Raw genomic sequence first — 16,556 nt, forward strand, 5'->3', positions numbered from 1 at the left:
CTTCGGTGCCGGTGAAGGGCGGGTGCCCCTCCGGTCAGAACTTGTTGCGCGGGGTGATGCCCAGCGACATGCCCGACAGACCGCGCTGACGGCCCCCGAGCTTGCCCGCGATCGCCCGCAGCGCCGAACCCGCGGGGGAGTCCGGGTCCGTGATGACGACAGGCTTGCCCTCGTCGCCGCCCTCGCGGAGCCGTACGTCGATCGGGATCGAGCCCAGCACCGGCACCGTCGTGCCGGTCGTCTTCGTCAGGCCCTCGGCGACCCGCTGGCCGCCGCCGCTGCCGAAGACGTCGACCATCTCGTCGCAGTGCGGGCACGGCAGGCCAGACATGTTCTCGACGACACCCACGATCTTCTGGTGGGTCTGCACCGCGATGGAGCCGGCCCGTTCGGCCACCTCGGCGGCGGCCTGCTGCGGGGTGGTGACGACGAGGATCTCCGCGTTCGGGACGAGCTGCGCGACGGAGATCGCGATGTCGCCCGTGCCAGGCGGGAGGTCGAGCAGCAGGACGTCCAGGTCGCCCCAGTACACGTCGGCGAGGAACTGCTGCAGCGCCCGGTGGAGCATGGGGCCGCGCCACACCACCGGCGCGTTGCCGGGCGTGAACATGCCGATGGAGATGACCTTCACGCCGTTCGCGGACGGCGGCATGATCATGTTCTCGACCTGGGTCGGACGTCCGTCCGCACCCAGCATGCGCGGCACGCTGTGACCGTAGATGTCCGCGTCGACGACGCCGACCTTCAGACCGTCCGCCGCCATGGCCGCCGCCAGGTTCACGGTCACGGAGGACTTGCCGACGCCGCCCTTTCCGGACGCCACCGCGTACACACGCGTCAGCGAACCGGGCTTGGCGAACGGCACCTCGCGCTCGGCGGTGGTGCCCCGCAGCGATGCCGCGAGGTCCTTGCGCTGCTCGTCGCTCATCACGTCCAGCGTGACCTCGACCCGCGAGACGCCGTCGACGCGGGCGACCGCCTCGGTCACGTTCTTGGTGATCGTCTCGCGCATCGGGCAGCCCGAGACGGTGAGGTACACCGTGACGGCGACCGTGCCGTCGTCCCCGATGTCGACCGACTTCACCATGCCCAGGTCGGTGATCGGTCGGTTGATCTCGGGGTCGTTCACCGTCGCCAGTGCCTCAAGCACCGCGTCTTCCGTAGCCATACGGAGATGGTACGGCTCCGGCCACCGCCTGCGGAAAGGACGTCAGCGGTCGTCTTCGTCACTACCGCGCGTGCGCTCGTGCGGGGACGGGACCCGCTGCTCGTCCATCGCCCGCACCAGATCCTCCAGTTCCGAGCGGATCCAGTCCCGCGTCGGCACCTCGCCGAGGCCCATCCGCAGCGCCGCGACCTCACGGGTCAGATACTCCGTGTCCGCGATCGAGCGCTCGTTCTGCTTGCGGTCCTGCTCCAGGTTGACCCGGTCGCGGTCGTCCTGCCGGTTCTGCGCCAGCAGGATCAGCGGCGCCGCGTACGACGCCTGGAGGGAGAGCACGAGGGTCAGGAAGATGAACGGGTACTCGTCGAAGCGCATCGGGGCCGGGGCGCTGACGTTCCACACCACCCAGGCGATGATCGTCAGGGTCATCCAGACGAGGAACCGGCCCGTACCGAGGAACCGTGCGATCTTCTCGGAGAGACGGCCGAAGGCCTCCGGGTCGTAGTCGGGCAGCAGGCTGCGGCGCGGTGCCCGCGGCAGGTCCAGCCGCACCCGCGTCCGCGAGGCGGCGCTCGCGCCCGCCGGCATGCGCCCCGGCTGCTCGAACCGGTCGGGCGGACCCGTCTCGCCGCTACCCATGGGCGGATTCCTCGAACTCGGTCTCGCGCCAGTCGTCGGGCAGCAGGTGGTCCAGCACGTCGTCGACGGTCACGGCGCCCAGCAGCGACCCGCCCTCGTCGACGACCGGCGCCGCCACCATGTTGTAGGCGGCGAGGTGCTGGGTGACGGTCCGCAGCGGGGTGTCCGGAGACAGCGGCGGCAGGTCGCTGTCCACGATCGAACTGACCAGCGCGAACGGCGGGTCCCGCAGCAGCCGCTGGAAGTGCACCGTGCCCAGGTACTTCCCCGTCGGCGTCTCGTCGGGCGGCCGGCACACGTACACCTGCGCGGCGAGCGCGGGGGAGAGGTCCTGCTGGCGCACCCGGGCCAGCGCGTCGGCCACGGTGGCGTCGGGGCGCAGCACGATCGGCTCCGTCGTCATCAGGCCGCCCGCGGTGCGCTCCTCGTACGCCATCAGCCGCCGTACGTCCGCCGCGTCGTCGGGCCGCATCAGGGCCAGCAGCCGTTCCTTGTCCGCCTCCGGCAGCTCGGACAGCAGGTCGGCGGCGTCGTCCGGGTCCATGGCCTCCAGGACGTCGGCCGCCCGCTCCTCCTTGAGCTTGCCGAGGATCTCCACCTGGTCGTCGTCGGGCAGCTCCTCCAGCACGTCGGCGAGCCGGTCGTCGTCGAGCGCCGCGGCCACCTCGGCACGACGCTTGGGCGACAGATGGTGCAGCACGTTGGCCAGGTCGGCCGGACGAAGCTGCTCGAAAGTGGCCAGCAGGTTCTCCGCGCCCTGACCGTGCTCCTCGAGCGAGAAGCCGGTGACGGCGGACCACTCGAGGGTCAGCGTCTCTCCCTTGCGGCGCAGTGCCCCGCCCTTGCCCCGGCGCACGAAGACCTTGTCGATCTCCCAGTCGCGGCGGGCCGGCAGCTGCTGGATCGCCACGTCGAGCACCGTGACCTCCTCGCCGCTCTCCACGAGGCGTACCCGCCGGTCCAGCAGCTCGCCCAGCACCAGCCGCTCGGTGGGACGCTGCTCGAAGCGGCGCACGTTGAGGACACCGGTGGTGATGACCTGGCCGGACTCGATGCCCGTCACCCGCGTCATGGGGAGGAAGATCCGGCGGCGGCTGATCACCTCGACCACCAGGCCCAGCAGCCGTGGCGGGCGGCGGCCGACGCGCAGCATCGCGACCAGGTCGCGTACACGCCCCACCTGGTCACCGTTGGGGTCGAAGACGGGCACGCCGGCGAGGTGCGAGACGAAGACCCGCGGGGCGCCTGCCGCCATGTTCGCCCCTCCTCCACTACCGGCCACTTCTGCCCCGGAATGCTGGTTCCGGACCGTTTCAGGCTAGCCGGTACCGATCCGGGCCGCTCCCGGCCGACGGCCGTACGGCTGCCTGCTCAGCCGTGCACCACGCACAGGTACGCTGCGGTCTGCCATTCCCCACAGATGAGAGGCAGTGCGCTGGTGACTCCCCTCCCTCCGGCCGGCCGAGCACGCCGGGCCGGGCTCTCCGCGGTGCTGTGTGCCGGGCTGACCATCGCCCTCGGTGCGTGCGGTGAGGACCCCGACGCGGGGACGAACGGGATCGGGAAGCTGTCGGCGGAGGAGATCGAGACCAAGGCGCGGACGGCGGCCGACGCCGCGGCCTCGGTGCGTCTCTCGGGCACCCTCGTCAGCAAGGGCGGCACCTACAAGCTGAACATGCGGCTCAAGCACGACGGCGGCACCGGCTCGCTCACTTCCAAGGAGAACGCCTTCGAGCTGCTGAGGATCGGCGACACCCTCTTCCTGAAGGCCGACGCCGGTTTCTGGAGCCACGCGGACGGCGACGAGGAGAAGAAGCCGAGCGAATCGGACCTCGAGGCGGCGAAGAAGCTCGCCGACAAGTACGTGAAGGTCCCCAAGGGCGACCCCTCGTACAAGCAGTTCCGCGGCTTCACCGACATGGACGTGCTGCTCGACGGGCTGCTCGGGATGGAGGGCAAGCTCAGCAAGGGCGACCGGACCCGCGTCGGAGGGGTGCGCACCATCAAGGTCACGGCGGGCGAGGGCGGCCGGGGCGGTGTCCTCGACGTGTCGCTGGAGGGCAAGCCGTATCCGCTGCAGTTCACCCGGGCCGGCGGCGCGGGGGTGCTCACGCTGGGCGACTGGGACAAGGACTTCCCGCTGGCGGAGCCGTCGAAGGACGAGATGGTCGACTACGGCAAGCAGCTCCCGAAGTCCTCCGAGCAGAGCTCCTGACGTCCGAGCAGGCCCCTGATCTGGGCGCCGAGATGGTGAGCTGCGCGCAGGGCTCCTGACTCGCGCTGGGGCGCGTGGCCGCTGCCCGGGGCGCTTCCCTTACCTCCTACGGCCCGGCGGCCGTGTGGGACCCCCACTTCCCGAAACCGGGGCAGGCCCCGTACCGCCCTGCGGGCGGCGTACCGCGCTCCGCGCGGTGCCCTCAAACACCGGGCGGGCTGCACCAGGGCCCATGGCCGCCGCGGCCGGATCAGCCGCGGCGCTTGCGCCGCTTCAGCAGGAGCCTCGGCAGTGCCGCCGGAACAGGCCGGCGGGTCGTCGCGGTGGTCGGCAGCGGCGCGGCCGCCAGCGAGCCGTCGGGCAGGTCGGTGACCACGTCCCGCGGCTCGAGGCGCAGCACCCGGCATTCACGCGCCCAGCGCTCGGTCATCAGCTCCGCGTCCGGCGCGTTCAGCCGCTTGCCCTTGAGCTCGCCGACGGCCGCCTCCCACGCCTCGGAGTGCGGGGCGAGCTCGCTCACCCTGGCCGACCAGGCGACGAGCCGGCCGCCCTTGTCCTTGCTGCGTACGGTGACCTCCGCGTCCGCGCCGTCCACGAGACCCGGCAGCGGCTGCTCGCCGGGCCCGTCGCCGACGATGCACGCGGCGCCCTCGTGCCAGACGTGCCACAGGGCACGCGCGGGGCCGTCGCCACGCACCCAGATGAGGCCCGACTTCTTCGTGGCCTCCTCGACGAGCGCCCGGCCGAGCAGATGCGATGTCATGCGCGCAGCCTATCGACCGGCTCTCGTACTACAGCCAGCCGTTGCGCTTGAGCGTGCGGTGGATGGCGAAACAGACCACCGCGATGCCCGTGAGCACCAGGGGGTAGCCGTACTTCCACTTCAGCTCCGGCATGTGGTCGAAGTTCATGCCGTAGATGCCGCAGACCGCCGTCGGGACGGCGATGATCGCCGCCCAGGATGTGATCTTGCGCATGTCCTCGTTCTGGGCGACGGTCGCCTGGGCCAGGTTGGCCTGGAGGATGGAGTTCAGCAGCTCGTCGAAGCCGATGACCTCCTCCTGCACCCGTGCGAGGTGGTCGGCGACGTCGCGGAAGTACTTCTGGATGTCGGGGTCCACGAGCCGCATGGGCCGCTCGCTCAGCAGCTGCATCGGACGCAGCAGCGGGGAGACCGCCCGCTTGAACTCCAGCACCTCGCGCTTGAGCTGATAGATCCGCCCCGCGTCGCCGCCGCGCGGGCTGCCCTTGGCCGGCGCGGAGAAGACGTCGATCTCCACCTCGTCGATGTCGTCCTGCACGGCCTCCGCGACCGCGATGTAGCCGTCCACCACATGGTCGGCGATGGCGTGCAGCACCGCGGAGGGACCCTTGGAAAGAAGCTCGGCGTCCTTCTGGAGGCCGTGCCGCAGTGCGCGCAGCGAGCCCTTGCCGCCGTGCCGCACCGTGATGACGAAGTCCCGGCCGGTGAAGCACATCACCTCGCCGGTCTCCACGACCTCGCTGGTGGCGGTGAGCTCCGCGTGCTCGACGTAGTGGATCGTCTTGAAGACGGTGAACAGGGTGTCGTCGTACCGCTCCAGCTTGGGCCGCTGGTGGGCGTGGACCGCGTCCTCGACGGCGAGCGGGTGGAGCCCGAACTCCGCGGCGATACCGGCGAATTCGGCCTCAGTCGGCTCGTGCAGCCCGATCCAGGCGAAGCCGCCGCCCTCCCGCACCCGCAGCATCGCCTCGTGGGGCGTCAGGCACGCGGTGCTCTCGAGGCGCCGGCCGTCACGGTAGACGGCGCAGTCGACGACCGCGCTGGAGGCGGAGGGGTCACGGGTGGTGTCGTAGCCGCTGTACGGGGTGCTGCTCTTTCGCAGCGAGGGGCGGACCGCTGCGCGCAGGTCACGGATCATCGACATGGCTGGCTCCTTCACGGAGAGGCCGTCGGCGGTGGCGTGGCACAGCCCGGAATGGGGACGTGAGTCGTACGTCCGCAAAGCGGGCGGCACCGCGGGAGCGCGGTGACGGCGTTCGCTACAGACAGGCAAAAACGAAGTGCTCGCGCTCTTCCGTCGTGCGAAAAGCCGTGGGGCCCCGTGCGGGAAAGGCCTCAGTACACCGGATTCCGGTTCGTCGGGTCAGGACCGGCGAAGGGAACGGTGCCGTGCGGAAGAGCTGCTGGTACTGCACGATCGACTTCGATCCACCGCAGCCTCACCTCCTCCGGCCGGTCCCCCGTGAGGGACGATGTGTCGTCAGGACTTGAAGGCAACACTTCTGTGTCCGTCCCGACCAGCGGCCAAGCCTATCAGCCGACTACGGGTCAATCCCTGTGTTTGCCCGGTCCTTACGCGTTTTATGCTCGCGACATGGAAGACGTTCTTGCTCTTGTCGAAGCCCGGCTGCGCAGCGCCCTCGGGGAACCGGACGCCCGTGCCGCGGTGACCTTCCTGGGCACCGACCGCATCGAGGTGCTCCGCTTCCGGGACCGTGACGGCGACAAGGACATCGTGCGTTACGCCACTCTCGGCATGTCCGCCCACCCGATGACCGACCCCACCGCGGCCCTCGCCGATCCGGTGAAGGGCCCGCGCGCGGAGCTGGTGCTGACCGTGCGGGCCGGGCTCGCCGACACCGACAAGGTGCTGCGGCCGCTCGCGGTCCTGGCCGCGTCCCCGCAGGTGGAGGGCGTGGTCGTGGCGCCGGGCGCGTCGCTCGACGTAGGGGACGCCCTGTGGCCCTCCGCGCCGTTCAGCTCCGTGCTCGTCGCGGAGCCCGGCGGGCTGGTGGAGGACCTGGAGCTGGGCGACCCGATGGACCCGGTGCGCTTTCTGCCCCTGCTGCCCATGACGTCGAACGAGGCGGCATGGAAGAGGGTGCACGGCGCGGCGGAACTCCAGGAACGCTGGCTGACGCACGGGACGGACCTGCGCGATCCGCTGCGCCGGTCCGTGACGCTGGACTGAACCACGCGCCGGTTCAAGGAGGTTGGCCGGGACGCGGTGTATGACGCGGTTTCAGCCCAGGCCCCAGGGTGCGGCCGAGTCTTGTCAGTCCTCACCGGGGCGGCCGCGTCTCCCGGAGCGGGCCGTTGATCCGATCGGGTGACTTCCTCCCGTTCGGACCGTACGGCGCCGGGCAAGACGTCACATGACCTGATAAGTGATCCGTACATTTATTTTCACCGGGCCGGAGGCGCGCTCCGGACGGGTGATCGTCCTTGACGCGGCGTCCACCGGAGAGGACCGTTGACCCTTATGAGGGGCGAACCCAGTTGCCCGAAGTGCGGTGGCCGGGTGAGGGCGCCCGGTCTCTTTGCCGACTCCTGGCAGTGCGATGTGCACGGTGCCGTGCACCCGCTGCAGCCGGTGATCCCGCCCAGTGTCGAGGCCCTCGGTGTCGTCGTGCACCGCGCGCAGGTCCCCGTGTGGATGCCCTGGCCCCTTCCGGTCGGCTGGCTCTACACCGGCGTCGCCTATGCGGGTGACGACCGCAGCGGCGGCCGGGCGACGGCTGTCGCGTGTTCCGGACCGGGGCCGCTCGGCGGCATCGGGGAGCTGCTGCTGATCGCCGAGGAGCTGGGCGTCGGCCTCGGATCCCGTTACGCCGGTATCGACGGTCCGGACCCCGGGCCGCACATGGAAGTGGACAAGCCGTCGCAGGCCAAGGTGCTCGCGGCCGGCCGGCCCACCCCGCTGTGGCATGTCAAGGGCGTCCCCGACGACCGAGCGGTGTTCGCCGGCGAAGCGCGGGGCCTGTGGTTGTGGGCCGTGGTCTGGCCGGAGCAGTCCGGGCTGCTGATGTACGACGAGCTGGTGCTCACGGACCTGCGGGACGCGGGCGCCGAGGTCGAACTGCTGCCGTGCGGGGCCCTGTCGCCGCGACTCCTCTCGTAGCGGGCCGTTCCCTCCGGGCCGCCGAGGGCGGTCGGGGGCGGCGGAGGTGCGCTCCGAGGGCGGCCGGGGCGTGCTGGTGCGGCAGTTATCCTGAGGTGTCCCCTGTCCGCCCCGAGCCCCGGAGTCACGCGTCGTGCGCATCGACCTGCACACCCACTCCACGGCCTCGGACGGCACGGACACCCCGGCCGAGCTGGTGCGTAACGCGGCGGCCGCCGGTCTGGACGTCGTCGCGCTCACCGACCACGACACCACTCGCGGCCACGCGGAGGCCGCCGCGGCCGTCCCTGCGGGAGTGACTCTCGTCACCGGGGCCGAACTCTCCTGCCGCCTCGACGGCATCGGCGTCCACATGCTGGCGTACCTCTTCGACCCCGAGGAGCCCGACCTGCTGCGCGAGCGGGAGCTCGTGCGCGACGACCGGGTGCCGCGCGCCCGGGCGATGGTCGGCAAGCTCCGGGACCTCGGTGTGCCCGTCGAATGGGAACAGGTCGCCCGTATCGCCGGGGACGGCTCCGTCGGCCGGCCCCACGTGGCTGAGGCCCTCGTCGAGCTGGGCGTCGTGCCCTCCGTCTCCGACGCCTTCACGCCCCTGTGGCTGGCCGACGGCGGCCGGGCGTACGTGGAGAAGCACGAGCTCGTTCCCTTCACGGCGGTCCGCCTGGTCAAGGCCGCCGGCGGCGTGACCGTCCTCGCCCACCCGCTCGCCGTGAAGCGCGGCCGGGTGGTGCCGGAGGCCGCGATCGCGGAGCTCGCCGCGTGCGGCCTCGACGGCATCGAGGTCGACCACATGGACCACGACCAGGAGACGCGCGCCCGGCTGCGCGGCCTCGCCCGGGACCTCGGTCTGCTGACGACCGGCTCCAGCGACTACCACGGCAGCCGCAAGACCTGCCGGCTCGGCGAATACACCACCGATCCCGAGATCTACGGCGAGATCACCCGCCGTGCCACGGGGGCGTTCCCGGTGCCGGGCACGGGCGGAGCCGTTTCCTAGGGCGTTCCCGCGCCTGGCGTCCTGACGTCCTCGATCACGCGGGACGCGCCCTCACCCACGCTTGCCCACCTCGTACGACCCTCTCCCGCAAGGCCCTCACTGTGTTCGACGCTGCCGTTTTCGGCTCCCTGTTCCTGACCCTCTTCGTCATCATGGATCCCCCCGGGATCACGCCCATATTTCTCGCCCTCACCTCCGGGCGCGCCACCAAGGTGCAGCGCCGGATGGCGTGGCAGGCCGTGGCCGTCGCCTTCGGTGTCATCACCGTCTTCGGCATACTCGGCCAGCAGATCCTCGACTATCTGCATGTCTCCGTCCCCGCGCTGATGATCGCCGGCGGACTGTTGCTGCTGCTGATAGCCCTGGACCTGCTCACCGGCAAGACCGACGAGCCCAAGCAGACCAAGGACGTCAACGTGGCGCTGGTGCCGCTGGGCATGCCGCTGCTGGCGGGGCCCGGCGCGATCGTCTCCGTGATCCTCGCCGTGCAGCACGCGGACGGGGCGGGCGAGCAGGTCTCCGTGTGGGCGGCGATCGTCGCCATGCATGTCGTGCTCTGGCTGACCATGCGCTACTCGCTGGTGATCATCCGCCTGATCAAGGACGGCGGCGTGGTCCTGGTGACCCGGCTCGCCGGGATGATGCTCTCCGCGATAGCCGTGCAGCAGATCATCAACGGCGTGACCCAGGTCGTCCAGGGCGCCTGACCGGCGCCGGGACGCAGCACGCCCCCGTACGGTTCGTCCGTACGGGGGCGTCGTGCGTCGTCGAGCTGGTCAGGCGTTATGAAGCAACGTCGGTGTCGGCGGGCCGGATGTAGATGCGCTGGCCGGTGTAGGCGGCCTGCTGCACGATCCGATTGACGGAGGCGGCGTCCACGACCGTACTGTCGACAGCCGTGCCGTCGATGTCGTCCAGTCGCATGATCTCGAAGCGCAAGCGCTTCTCCCTTCGTCTGATCCTCCTGCAGGAGAACTGAGTGGCTGACAGACGGAAGCCTCCGTCTGTGTATATGGGTGTCAACGGGATGCATCCTGCAAACATTCCCTACGCTAAGGAAATTTTTCGGATGCCTAACTACTGGCGGGTAGCGCTCCGGGCACGGACAATGAGCCCCGTATGAACGACGCAGAGATCAACCAGATCGCCGGCCGCCTGGAGCGCACCAATGAGCTCCTGCAGCGGATGCTCGCCGAGGTCGCGAAGACTCCCTCCACCCATGCCATCTTCGTCGACGCCGGTTACGTCTATGCTGCGGCCGGGTTGCTTGTGGCGGGCACGGAGGACCGGCGCTCCTTCGACCTCGACGCGGAAGGTCTGATCGAAGCCTTCATCGACAAGGCGCGCACGATCTTCGCCGACAGTCGGCTGCTGCGGGTCTACTGGTACGACGGCGCCCGGCGCCGCATCCACACCTCCGAGCAGCAGGCGATCGCGGAGCTGCCCGACGTCAAGGTGCGCCTCGGCAACCTCAACGCCAACAACCAGCAGAAGGGCGTCGACTCCCTCATCCGCACCGACCTGGAGTCCCTGGCCCGGCACCGCGCCATCAGCGACGCGGCGCTCGTCGGCGGCGACGAGGACCTGGTCTCCGCGGTCGAGGCGGCCCAGGGGTACGGCGCACGGGTCCACCTGTGGGGCATCGAGGCGGGGGAGGGCCGCAACCAGGCGGAGCCGCTGCTGTGGGAGGTCGACAGCCAGCGCACCTTCGACCTCGACTTCTGCCGTCCCTACATCACCCGCAGGCCCGTGACGACCTACGAGAACGAGGGCTCACCGCCGCCCTCGCGTGACGAAGTGCGTTTCGTGGGCGCGCAGATCGCCGCGACCTGGCTGGGCGAGCGCGGTCGCGCCGAGCTGGCCGAACTGCTTCCCGGCCACCCCTACCTGCCCGGGTCCGTCGACCAGGACCTGCTCATCGAGGCGGAACGGCGGCTCCAGCGCTCGCTGCGCGGGCACGCGCTGCTCCGGCGTGCGCTGCGTGACGGCTTCTGGCAGCACCTCCAGTCCCAGTACTGACTGCTCCTGGGGGAGCCGTACGATCCGGCCCCGGCTCCGGCGGCCTCAGTGCTGAGCCCAGAACCGGACGAGCGCGGCGGCGGTCTCCGCAGGGCGGTCGGTGTTCGGGGAGTGTTCCGCACCGGAGACCACCGTCCGGTGCGCCCCCAGCTGTTCCGCCATCGCGTCGAGCAGCGGCACCGGCCAGGTGTCGTCGCGTTCGCCCGACAGCACATGCGTGTGCGGCGGCCGTACGGCGGCGAGTTCGGCGACCCTGTCCGGTTCGTTCATCAACTGCCGTCCCGTGGCGAGGAGTTGGGCCGGATTGTGCAGCAGCCATCGGCGCCGCAGGTCCTCACGGTCCTCCGTGGCTTCCTCCGCCGCGTCCTCCGGCGCGTCGAAGGCGAGGATCGCCTCCCACACCTGGTCCATCGGCATCACCGCGAGCGCGTCGCTCAGCAGCTTCACCCGCTGCTGCTGGGCCGGACTGATCTGCGCCGGCCCGGACGCCATCAGTGTCAGCGTCACGAACGGTGAAGCGTCCATGAGGACGGCGGCGCGGGCGATCTGGCCGCCGAGCGAGTGCCCCACGAGGTGCAGCGGACCGCCCACCGCCGCCGCCTGGGCCAGTACGTCCCGCGCCAACTCGTCCTGGGCGTAGGCGGCTTGATCGGCAGGGCCGGCCGTCTCGTACTGGCCGCGGCCGTCGACCGCGACGGCGCGATAGCCCGCCGCGGTCAGGGGCTCGAGCAGCGCGATGAAGTCCTCCTTGCTGCCGGTGTACCCGGGCAGCAGCAGCGCGGTGCCGCGCACGTCCCCCGATGGCCGCGCGTCGAGCACGGCGAACTCGCCGCGCGAGGTGGGGAGCGCGCGGGAACGTGCGCAGGCGGGCGGAACGAAGGTGGGCGGCCGGCTCATGCGGACGAGGCTAACGCGGGGAAGGCCGTACGGGGGCGGGCGGCGCCGATGCGCCGGGCGTGTTGCCCTGTCCCGCCCCCTGCCGACCCCCGCTTCGAACGCCGCGGGAGGGAAGTCACGAGGCAACTCCGGCCCGGCCGGTCCCGTGGCCGCCGGATCGTGGGGCGATGCCGACGGCGGTGCGGGCTCCGGGCGGAGCCCGGTCTCTCGAAGGAGATACACAACGGCCCGGCCCCTTCCCGGGGCCGGGCCGTCATGAGGTGCGTGGGCGTCAGCTCTCCGGCTGCGCCACCGCCTTGCGCGTACGCGTCCGACGCGGCTTCGCCTCCGGCTCCACGCCGGTCTCGGCGCTCACCGTGGTCTCGGCCGCGACCGCAGCCTTGGGCTCCGCGGCCTTGCGGGCGCGGGTCCGACGGGGCTTGGCCTCGGTGTCGGCCTCGGCGGTCACTGCCGCCTCGGCGGTGTCGACGGCCTTGGCCGCACGCGTCCGCCGGGGCTTCGTTTCGGTGTCGGTCTTGACGGCCTCGGCCGTGTCGACGGTCTTGCGGGCGCGGGTCCGGCGCGGCTTCGTCTCGGTGTCGGCCTCGGCGGTCACTGCCGCCTCGGCGGTGTCGACGGCCTTGGCCGCACGCGTCCGCCGGGGCTTCGCCTCGGTCTCGGTGGCTTCGGCGGTGTCGACCGCCTTGGCCGCACGCGTCCGGGTCCGGCGAGGCTTGGTCTCGACGACCGCCTCCGCCTCCACCGTCGCGGTGCCGGCCTCGACGGTGTCGACAGCGTCGACGGCCTTCGCGGCACGGGTGCGGCGACGGGGCTTCGCCTCGGGCTCGGACTCGGCCGCGGACTCCGCGACCGCCTCGGCCTCGGCGACGACGGTCTGCGCGGCGCCGCGCGTACGGCGGCGGCGCGGCTTGGACTCCGCCTCCGCCTCGGTCTCGGCCACGGGAGCGGTCTGCTCGACCGTCTCGACGACGGCCGTCGCCTCGGCGGACGCCTGCGCGCCCACCCGGGTGCGACGGCGGCGGCGCGGCGTGCGCGGCTCGACGGCCCCTTCGCCGGTGGCCTGCTCGGGAACGACTGCCTCGGCCACGGCCGTCCCGGTGGCCGTCGTCTCCCCGCCGCGGGTGCGGCGACGCTGACGGGGCGTGCGGGTACGGGCCGGGCGCTCCTCGCGGGCCGCCGGGGCCGGCGCGGTCCGGCGGCCGCGGCCACCGGTCTCGCCGAGGTCCTCGACCTCCTCCGCGGACAGACCGGCGCGCGTGCGCTCGGCGCGCGGCAGGACGCCCTTGGTGCCGGCCGGGATGTTCAGCTCCTCGAACAGGTGCGGCGACGTGGAGTACGTCTCCGGCGGGTCCGGGAAGCCCAGGTCCAGTGTCTTGTTGATGAGCTGCCAGCGCGGGATGTCGTCCCAGTCGACCAGCGTCACGGCGGTGCCCGACGCTCCCGCGCGGCCCGTGCGGCCGATGCGGTGGAGGTAGGTCTTCTCGTCCTCGGGCGACTGGTAGTTGATGACGTGCGTGACACCCTCGACGTCGATGCCTCGCGCGGCGACGTCGGTGCACACGAGTACGTCCACCTTGCCGTTGCGGAACGCGCGCAGCGCCTGCTCACGGGCGCCCTGGCCCAGGTCGCCGTGCACGGCTCCGGAGGCGAAACCGCGGCGTGCGAGCTGGTCGGCGATGTCCGCCGCGGTGCGCTTCGTACGGCAGAAGATCATCGCGAGTCCGCGGCCTTCGGCCTGCAGGATGCGCGAGACCATCTCGGGCTTGTCCATGGAGTGAGCGCGGTAGACGCGCTGCGTGGTGTTGCGCACGGTCGCGCCCTCGTCGTCGGGCGAGGTGGCGCTGATGTGCGTGGGCTGCGACATGTAGCGGCGGGCGAGACCGATGACGGCGCCCGGCATGGTCGCGGAGAACAGCATGGTCTGCCGCTTGGCGGGCAGCTGCTGGATGATCTTCTCGACGTCCGGCAGGAAGCCCAGGTCGAGCATCTCGTCGGCCTCGTCGAGGACCAGGGCGCGCACGTGCGAGAGGTCGAGCTTCCTCTGGCCCGCCAGGTCCAGCAGACGCCCGGGCGTGCCGACGATCACGTCGACGCCCTTCTTGAGCGCCTCGACCTGGGGCTCGTACGCCCGGCCGCCGTAGATGGCGAGCACACGGACGTTACGGACCTTGCCGGCGGTCAGCAGGTCGTTGGTGACCTGGGTGCACAGCTCGCGGGTGGGGACGACGACCAGGGCCTGGGGGGCGTCGGTCAGCTGCTCGGGCTGCGCCCGGCCGGCCTCGACGTCCGCGGGGACGGTGACGCGTTCCAGCAGCGGCAGGCCGAATCCGAGGGTCTTGCCGGTGCCGGTCTTGGCCTGGCCGATGACGTCGGAGCCGGAGAGCGCGACGGGGAGCGTCATCTCCTGGATGGGGAAGGGGGAAACGATGCCGACGGCCTCGAGGGCTTCGGCGGTCTCGGGGAGGATCCCGAGATCCCGGAAAGTCTGCGTAGTCAGGGTGTTGCCTCTTCTGTGAGACGCGGCGCGAGGCGAACGCTGGGGGTCGTACCGCACCTGGGTACTGGACCGGCTGTGCATCGGCCGGATGGCGCGGGACCACTGCCGTCGCTCGAGCGCTCGTACCGCTGAGGGGGCCCCTCATCTGCGGTCTTGCGCAACTGTGCGCATGATCCGCGTGGAGGGCGGTCGGGGTCGGAGCCGATCGGGCCACCGACCGGGCATCCTCATTCATCAGACGGCCTACCGAGGGCACAGAAATACTCTGACGCTCAGCAGGCGCATTACCACTGTACCCCGGATTCGCGCATGTGTGTTGGGTGAATTCACGAGAACTGTGTTCCCGGCGTGGCTGACCAGGCCCTTCCCCCGTGCGGCGGGCGGGCTATTGTGCCGTTCATGGAGACGCCTGACAACGCCACTGAATCCACCGGTCACACCGGGATCGCCGCCCTGGACTGGGCTGCGGCGTCCGCGGAACCGCAGTACCGTGCCGCCGTCGTGGACCTGCTCGGGGCACTCGCGTACGGCGAGCTGGCGGCATTCGAGCGGCTCGCGGAGGACGCCAAGCTGGCGCCGTCGCTCGGCGACAAGGCCGAGCTGGCGAAGATGGCCTCCGCCGAGTTCCACCACTTCGAGCGGCTGCGCGACCGCCTCACGGCCATCGACGCGGAGCCGACGGCCGCGATGGAGCCGTTCGCCCAGGCCCTGGACGACTTCCACCGGCTGACCGCGCCGTCCGACTGGCTGGAGGGCCTGGTCAAGGCCTACGTGGGCGACTCGATCGCCAGTGACTTCTACCGCGAGGTGGCCGCCCGCCTGGACAGCGACACCCGCGCCCTGGTGCTCGCCGTGCTCGACGACACCGGCCACGGGAACTTCGCCGTGGAGAAGGTCCGTGCAGCGATCGAGGCGGACCCGCGGGTCGGTGGCCGGCTGGCCCTGTGGGCGCGGCGGCTGATGGGAGAGGCCCTGTCCCAGGCGCAGCGTGTCGTGGCGGAGCGGGACGCGCTGTCCACGATGCTCGTGGGCGGTGTGGCGGACGGCTTCGACCTGGCAGCGGTCGGCGAGATGTTCTCCCGGATCACCAAGGCTCACACCAAGCGGATGGCCGCACTGGGCCTGGCGGCATAGGGAACAGCCTTCACCGGGCGGGGAAAGGCTTCGGGAGAGGGCCTAAGGTGCGCTTCCCGGGGCCCTGAGTCCCGGCGTCGCCGCCGGGATCCGGTCCGTCGCCGGGGCGCCTGCCCGGGGCGTCGCCCGGCCCGCCGTCCGGTTCGTCGCCGGTCTCGTCCTCCGGCCGTCCTTGGGGCGGCCGGACGTCGTGCGGGCTCAGAAAGGGAACGCACGGCGCAGTCTGCGGGTCGACGGGCGGATCAGCAGCGAGAGCAGCACCGCCCCGATCGCCACGGCCCCCAGCAAGGTCGCGAGGCTGTGGCCGGGTCCGAGTGCCACGTGTGTCACGTACGCGCCGAAGAGTGCCCCCGCCGCGCCGGTGGCGAAGACCGCCCTGCGGGAAGGGAGCCGGTCGCCGAGGTGATGGACCGCCGCCCAGGAGAGTGCGAGCCCGAGCAGGACTGAACCGAGCGATTCCAAGAGCACTGCTGATCTCCTCACGGACGCCGGGCGGGGGCTGGACGGTCGTAGCCCGTACTACCCGGCGTGCACGGAACGCAACCCTCCTTCCGGCGGTTCGGAGCAGCCTTGAGCAGCGAAGAGGGCCCGGCGGTCGTCCCGCCGGGCCCGCTTTCGAACATGCTTCACCACGCTCGCCCGGACACAGCCCGTGGCGTGCGCCGCCGTCGCGCTACAGCGCGCCGAACCCCACGCGCCGCGTCGTCGACTCGCCGATGTCGACGTAGGCGAGCCTGTCGACCGGCACCAGGACCCTGCGGCCCTTCTCGTCCGTGAGGCTGAGCAGCTGCGACTTGCCGGCCAGCGCCTCTGCCACGACGCGCTCGACCTCCTCGGCGGACTCCCCGCTCTCCAGAACGAGCTCCCGGGGCGCGTGCTGCACGCCGATCTTGACCTCCACGGCTATGTCCCTCCGAACGGTCAGTGCGTTGCGCGGTCACCGCGCCGTACGCAGCACACATTAGCCCCAAGGCGGCAGCCGTCAGGCGCCGCCCGGAAACGCCAGGAGCGAACAGCCCGGACGCCGGCCCCCCGGCCGGGGGGCCGGTCTCAGTGCTGCTGCGCGGTGCCGTGCCGCGGGGAGCCGGCGCTACCGCGCCAGGCCAGCG

17 protein-coding genes are annotated in these 16,556 nt (G+C 71.4%); 7 read left to right on the forward strand and 10 right to left on the reverse strand.

All coding sequences use genetic code 11. The features are described 5' to 3' along the window. Positions 1-34: 34 nt before the first annotated feature. The 3 genes from ACWGH4_RS15545 to ACWGH4_RS15555 are packed head-to-tail and all read right to left on the reverse strand — an operon-like array spanning position 35 to position 3,059. On the reverse strand, positions 35-1,168 hold the full coding sequence (locus ACWGH4_RS15545; RefSeq protein WP_453460522.1) for an Mrp/NBP35 family ATP-binding protein: 1,134 nt from the start codon (positions 1,166-1,168) through the stop codon (positions 35-37). 42 nt (positions 1,169-1,210) lie between these two features. Then, entirely contained in the window at positions 1,211-1,804 is a 594-nt protein-coding gene (locus tag ACWGH4_RS15550) for a DUF1003 domain-containing protein (RefSeq protein ID WP_453460525.1), read from the reverse strand. Then, positions 1,797-3,059 (reverse strand): magnesium transporter MgtE N-terminal domain-containing protein, encoded by a 1,263-nt coding sequence (locus ACWGH4_RS15555; protein ID WP_189466179.1) that lies wholly within the window; start codon positions 3,057-3,059, stop codon positions 1,797-1,799. Before ACWGH4_RS15555 ends, ACWGH4_RS15550 begins: the two co-directional genes overlap by 8 nt. 183 nt (positions 3,060-3,242) lie before the next feature. Between ACWGH4_RS15555 and ACWGH4_RS15560 the strand changes: the two genes are divergently transcribed. After that, the gene (locus tag ACWGH4_RS15560) at positions 3,243-4,019 is read left to right on the forward strand and encodes a hypothetical protein (RefSeq protein WP_453460528.1); all 777 of its coding nucleotides are present in this window, start codon (positions 3,243-3,245) and stop codon (positions 4,017-4,019) included. 250 nt (positions 4,020-4,269) lie between these two features. On the opposite strand, the gene ACWGH4_RS15565 is transcribed toward ACWGH4_RS15560, so the two are convergent. Together ACWGH4_RS15565 and ACWGH4_RS15570 are read right to left on the reverse strand one after the other, a co-directional pair. Next, positions 4,270-4,782: a hypothetical protein gene (locus ACWGH4_RS15565; RefSeq protein ID WP_453460531.1), complete on the reverse strand. Its 513-nt coding sequence runs from the start codon at positions 4,780-4,782 to the stop codon at positions 4,270-4,272. A gap of 28 nt (positions 4,783-4,810) precedes the next feature. After that, on the reverse strand, positions 4,811-5,926 hold the full coding sequence (locus ACWGH4_RS15570; protein WP_307708148.1) for a magnesium and cobalt transport protein CorA: 1,116 nt from the start codon (positions 5,924-5,926) through the stop codon (positions 4,811-4,813). Between the two features lie 450 nt (positions 5,927-6,376). Between ACWGH4_RS15570 and ACWGH4_RS15575 the strand changes: the two genes are divergently transcribed. The 4 genes from ACWGH4_RS15575 to ACWGH4_RS15590 all read left to right on the forward strand — a co-directional run bounded on the left by ACWGH4_RS15575 (position 6,377) and on the right by ACWGH4_RS15590 (position 9,607). Further along, on the forward strand, positions 6,377-6,973 hold the full coding sequence (locus ACWGH4_RS15575; RefSeq protein ID WP_453460534.1) for a suppressor of fused domain protein: 597 nt from the start codon (positions 6,377-6,379) through the stop codon (positions 6,971-6,973). 291 nt (positions 6,974-7,264) lie between these two features. Further along, positions 7,265-7,903, forward strand: a complete 639-nt coding sequence (locus tag ACWGH4_RS15580; protein WP_453460537.1) for a DUF6758 family protein — start codon at positions 7,265-7,267, stop codon at positions 7,901-7,903. A gap of 133 nt (positions 7,904-8,036) precedes the next feature. Next, a complete protein-coding gene (locus tag ACWGH4_RS15585) occupies positions 8,037-8,900 on the forward strand; it encodes a PHP domain-containing protein (protein ID WP_453460540.1) in 864 nt (287 codons plus the stop codon). Between the two features lie 101 nt (positions 8,901-9,001). After that, positions 9,002-9,607, forward strand: a complete 606-nt coding sequence (locus tag ACWGH4_RS15590) for a MarC family protein (protein ID WP_005312320.1) — start codon at positions 9,002-9,004, stop codon at positions 9,605-9,607. A 76-nt stretch (positions 9,608-9,683) separates the two neighbouring features. Here ACWGH4_RS15590 and ACWGH4_RS15595 read toward each other — a convergent pair whose 3' ends face one another. Then, a complete protein-coding gene (locus ACWGH4_RS15595; RefSeq protein WP_441264061.1) occupies positions 9,684-9,839 on the reverse strand; it encodes a hypothetical protein in 156 nt (51 codons plus the stop codon). 180 nt (positions 9,840-10,019) lie between these two features. Between ACWGH4_RS15595 and ACWGH4_RS15600 the strand changes: the two genes are divergently transcribed. Continuing rightward, complete coding sequence (locus ACWGH4_RS15600; protein ID WP_441264062.1) at positions 10,020-10,919, forward strand: NYN domain-containing protein; 900 nt, start codon at positions 10,020-10,022, stop codon at positions 10,917-10,919. 45 nt (positions 10,920-10,964) lie between these two features. On the opposite strand, the gene ACWGH4_RS15605 is transcribed toward ACWGH4_RS15600, so the two are convergent. Beyond that, complete coding sequence (locus ACWGH4_RS15605; protein WP_453460545.1) at positions 10,965-11,816, reverse strand: alpha/beta fold hydrolase; 852 nt, start codon at positions 11,814-11,816, stop codon at positions 10,965-10,967. Between the two features lie 271 nt (positions 11,817-12,087). Next, positions 12,088-14,394 carry a DEAD/DEAH box helicase gene (locus tag ACWGH4_RS15610; protein WP_453460548.1) on the reverse strand — a complete coding sequence of 769 codons (2,307 nt, stop codon included), beginning with the start codon at positions 14,392-14,394 and terminating at the stop codon, positions 12,088-12,090. A 318-nt stretch (positions 14,395-14,712) separates the two neighbouring features. Between ACWGH4_RS15610 and ACWGH4_RS15615 the strand changes: the two genes are divergently transcribed. Then, positions 14,713-15,447 (forward strand): ferritin-like fold-containing protein, encoded by a 735-nt coding sequence (locus ACWGH4_RS15615; protein ID WP_441264065.1) that lies wholly within the window; start codon positions 14,713-14,715, stop codon positions 15,445-15,447. Between the two features lie 198 nt (positions 15,448-15,645). On the opposite strand, the gene ACWGH4_RS15620 is transcribed toward ACWGH4_RS15615, so the two are convergent. Continuing rightward, entirely contained in the window at positions 15,646-15,915 is a 270-nt protein-coding gene (locus tag ACWGH4_RS15620; protein WP_441264066.1) for a hypothetical protein, read from the reverse strand. Between the two features lie 205 nt (positions 15,916-16,120). Beyond that, complete coding sequence (locus ACWGH4_RS15625) at positions 16,121-16,348, reverse strand: DUF3107 domain-containing protein (RefSeq protein WP_053556957.1); 228 nt, start codon at positions 16,346-16,348, stop codon at positions 16,121-16,123. Between the last annotated feature and the right edge of the window lie 208 nt (positions 16,349-16,556).

This window comes from Streptomyces sp. NPDC054847 (assembly GCF_053610925.1).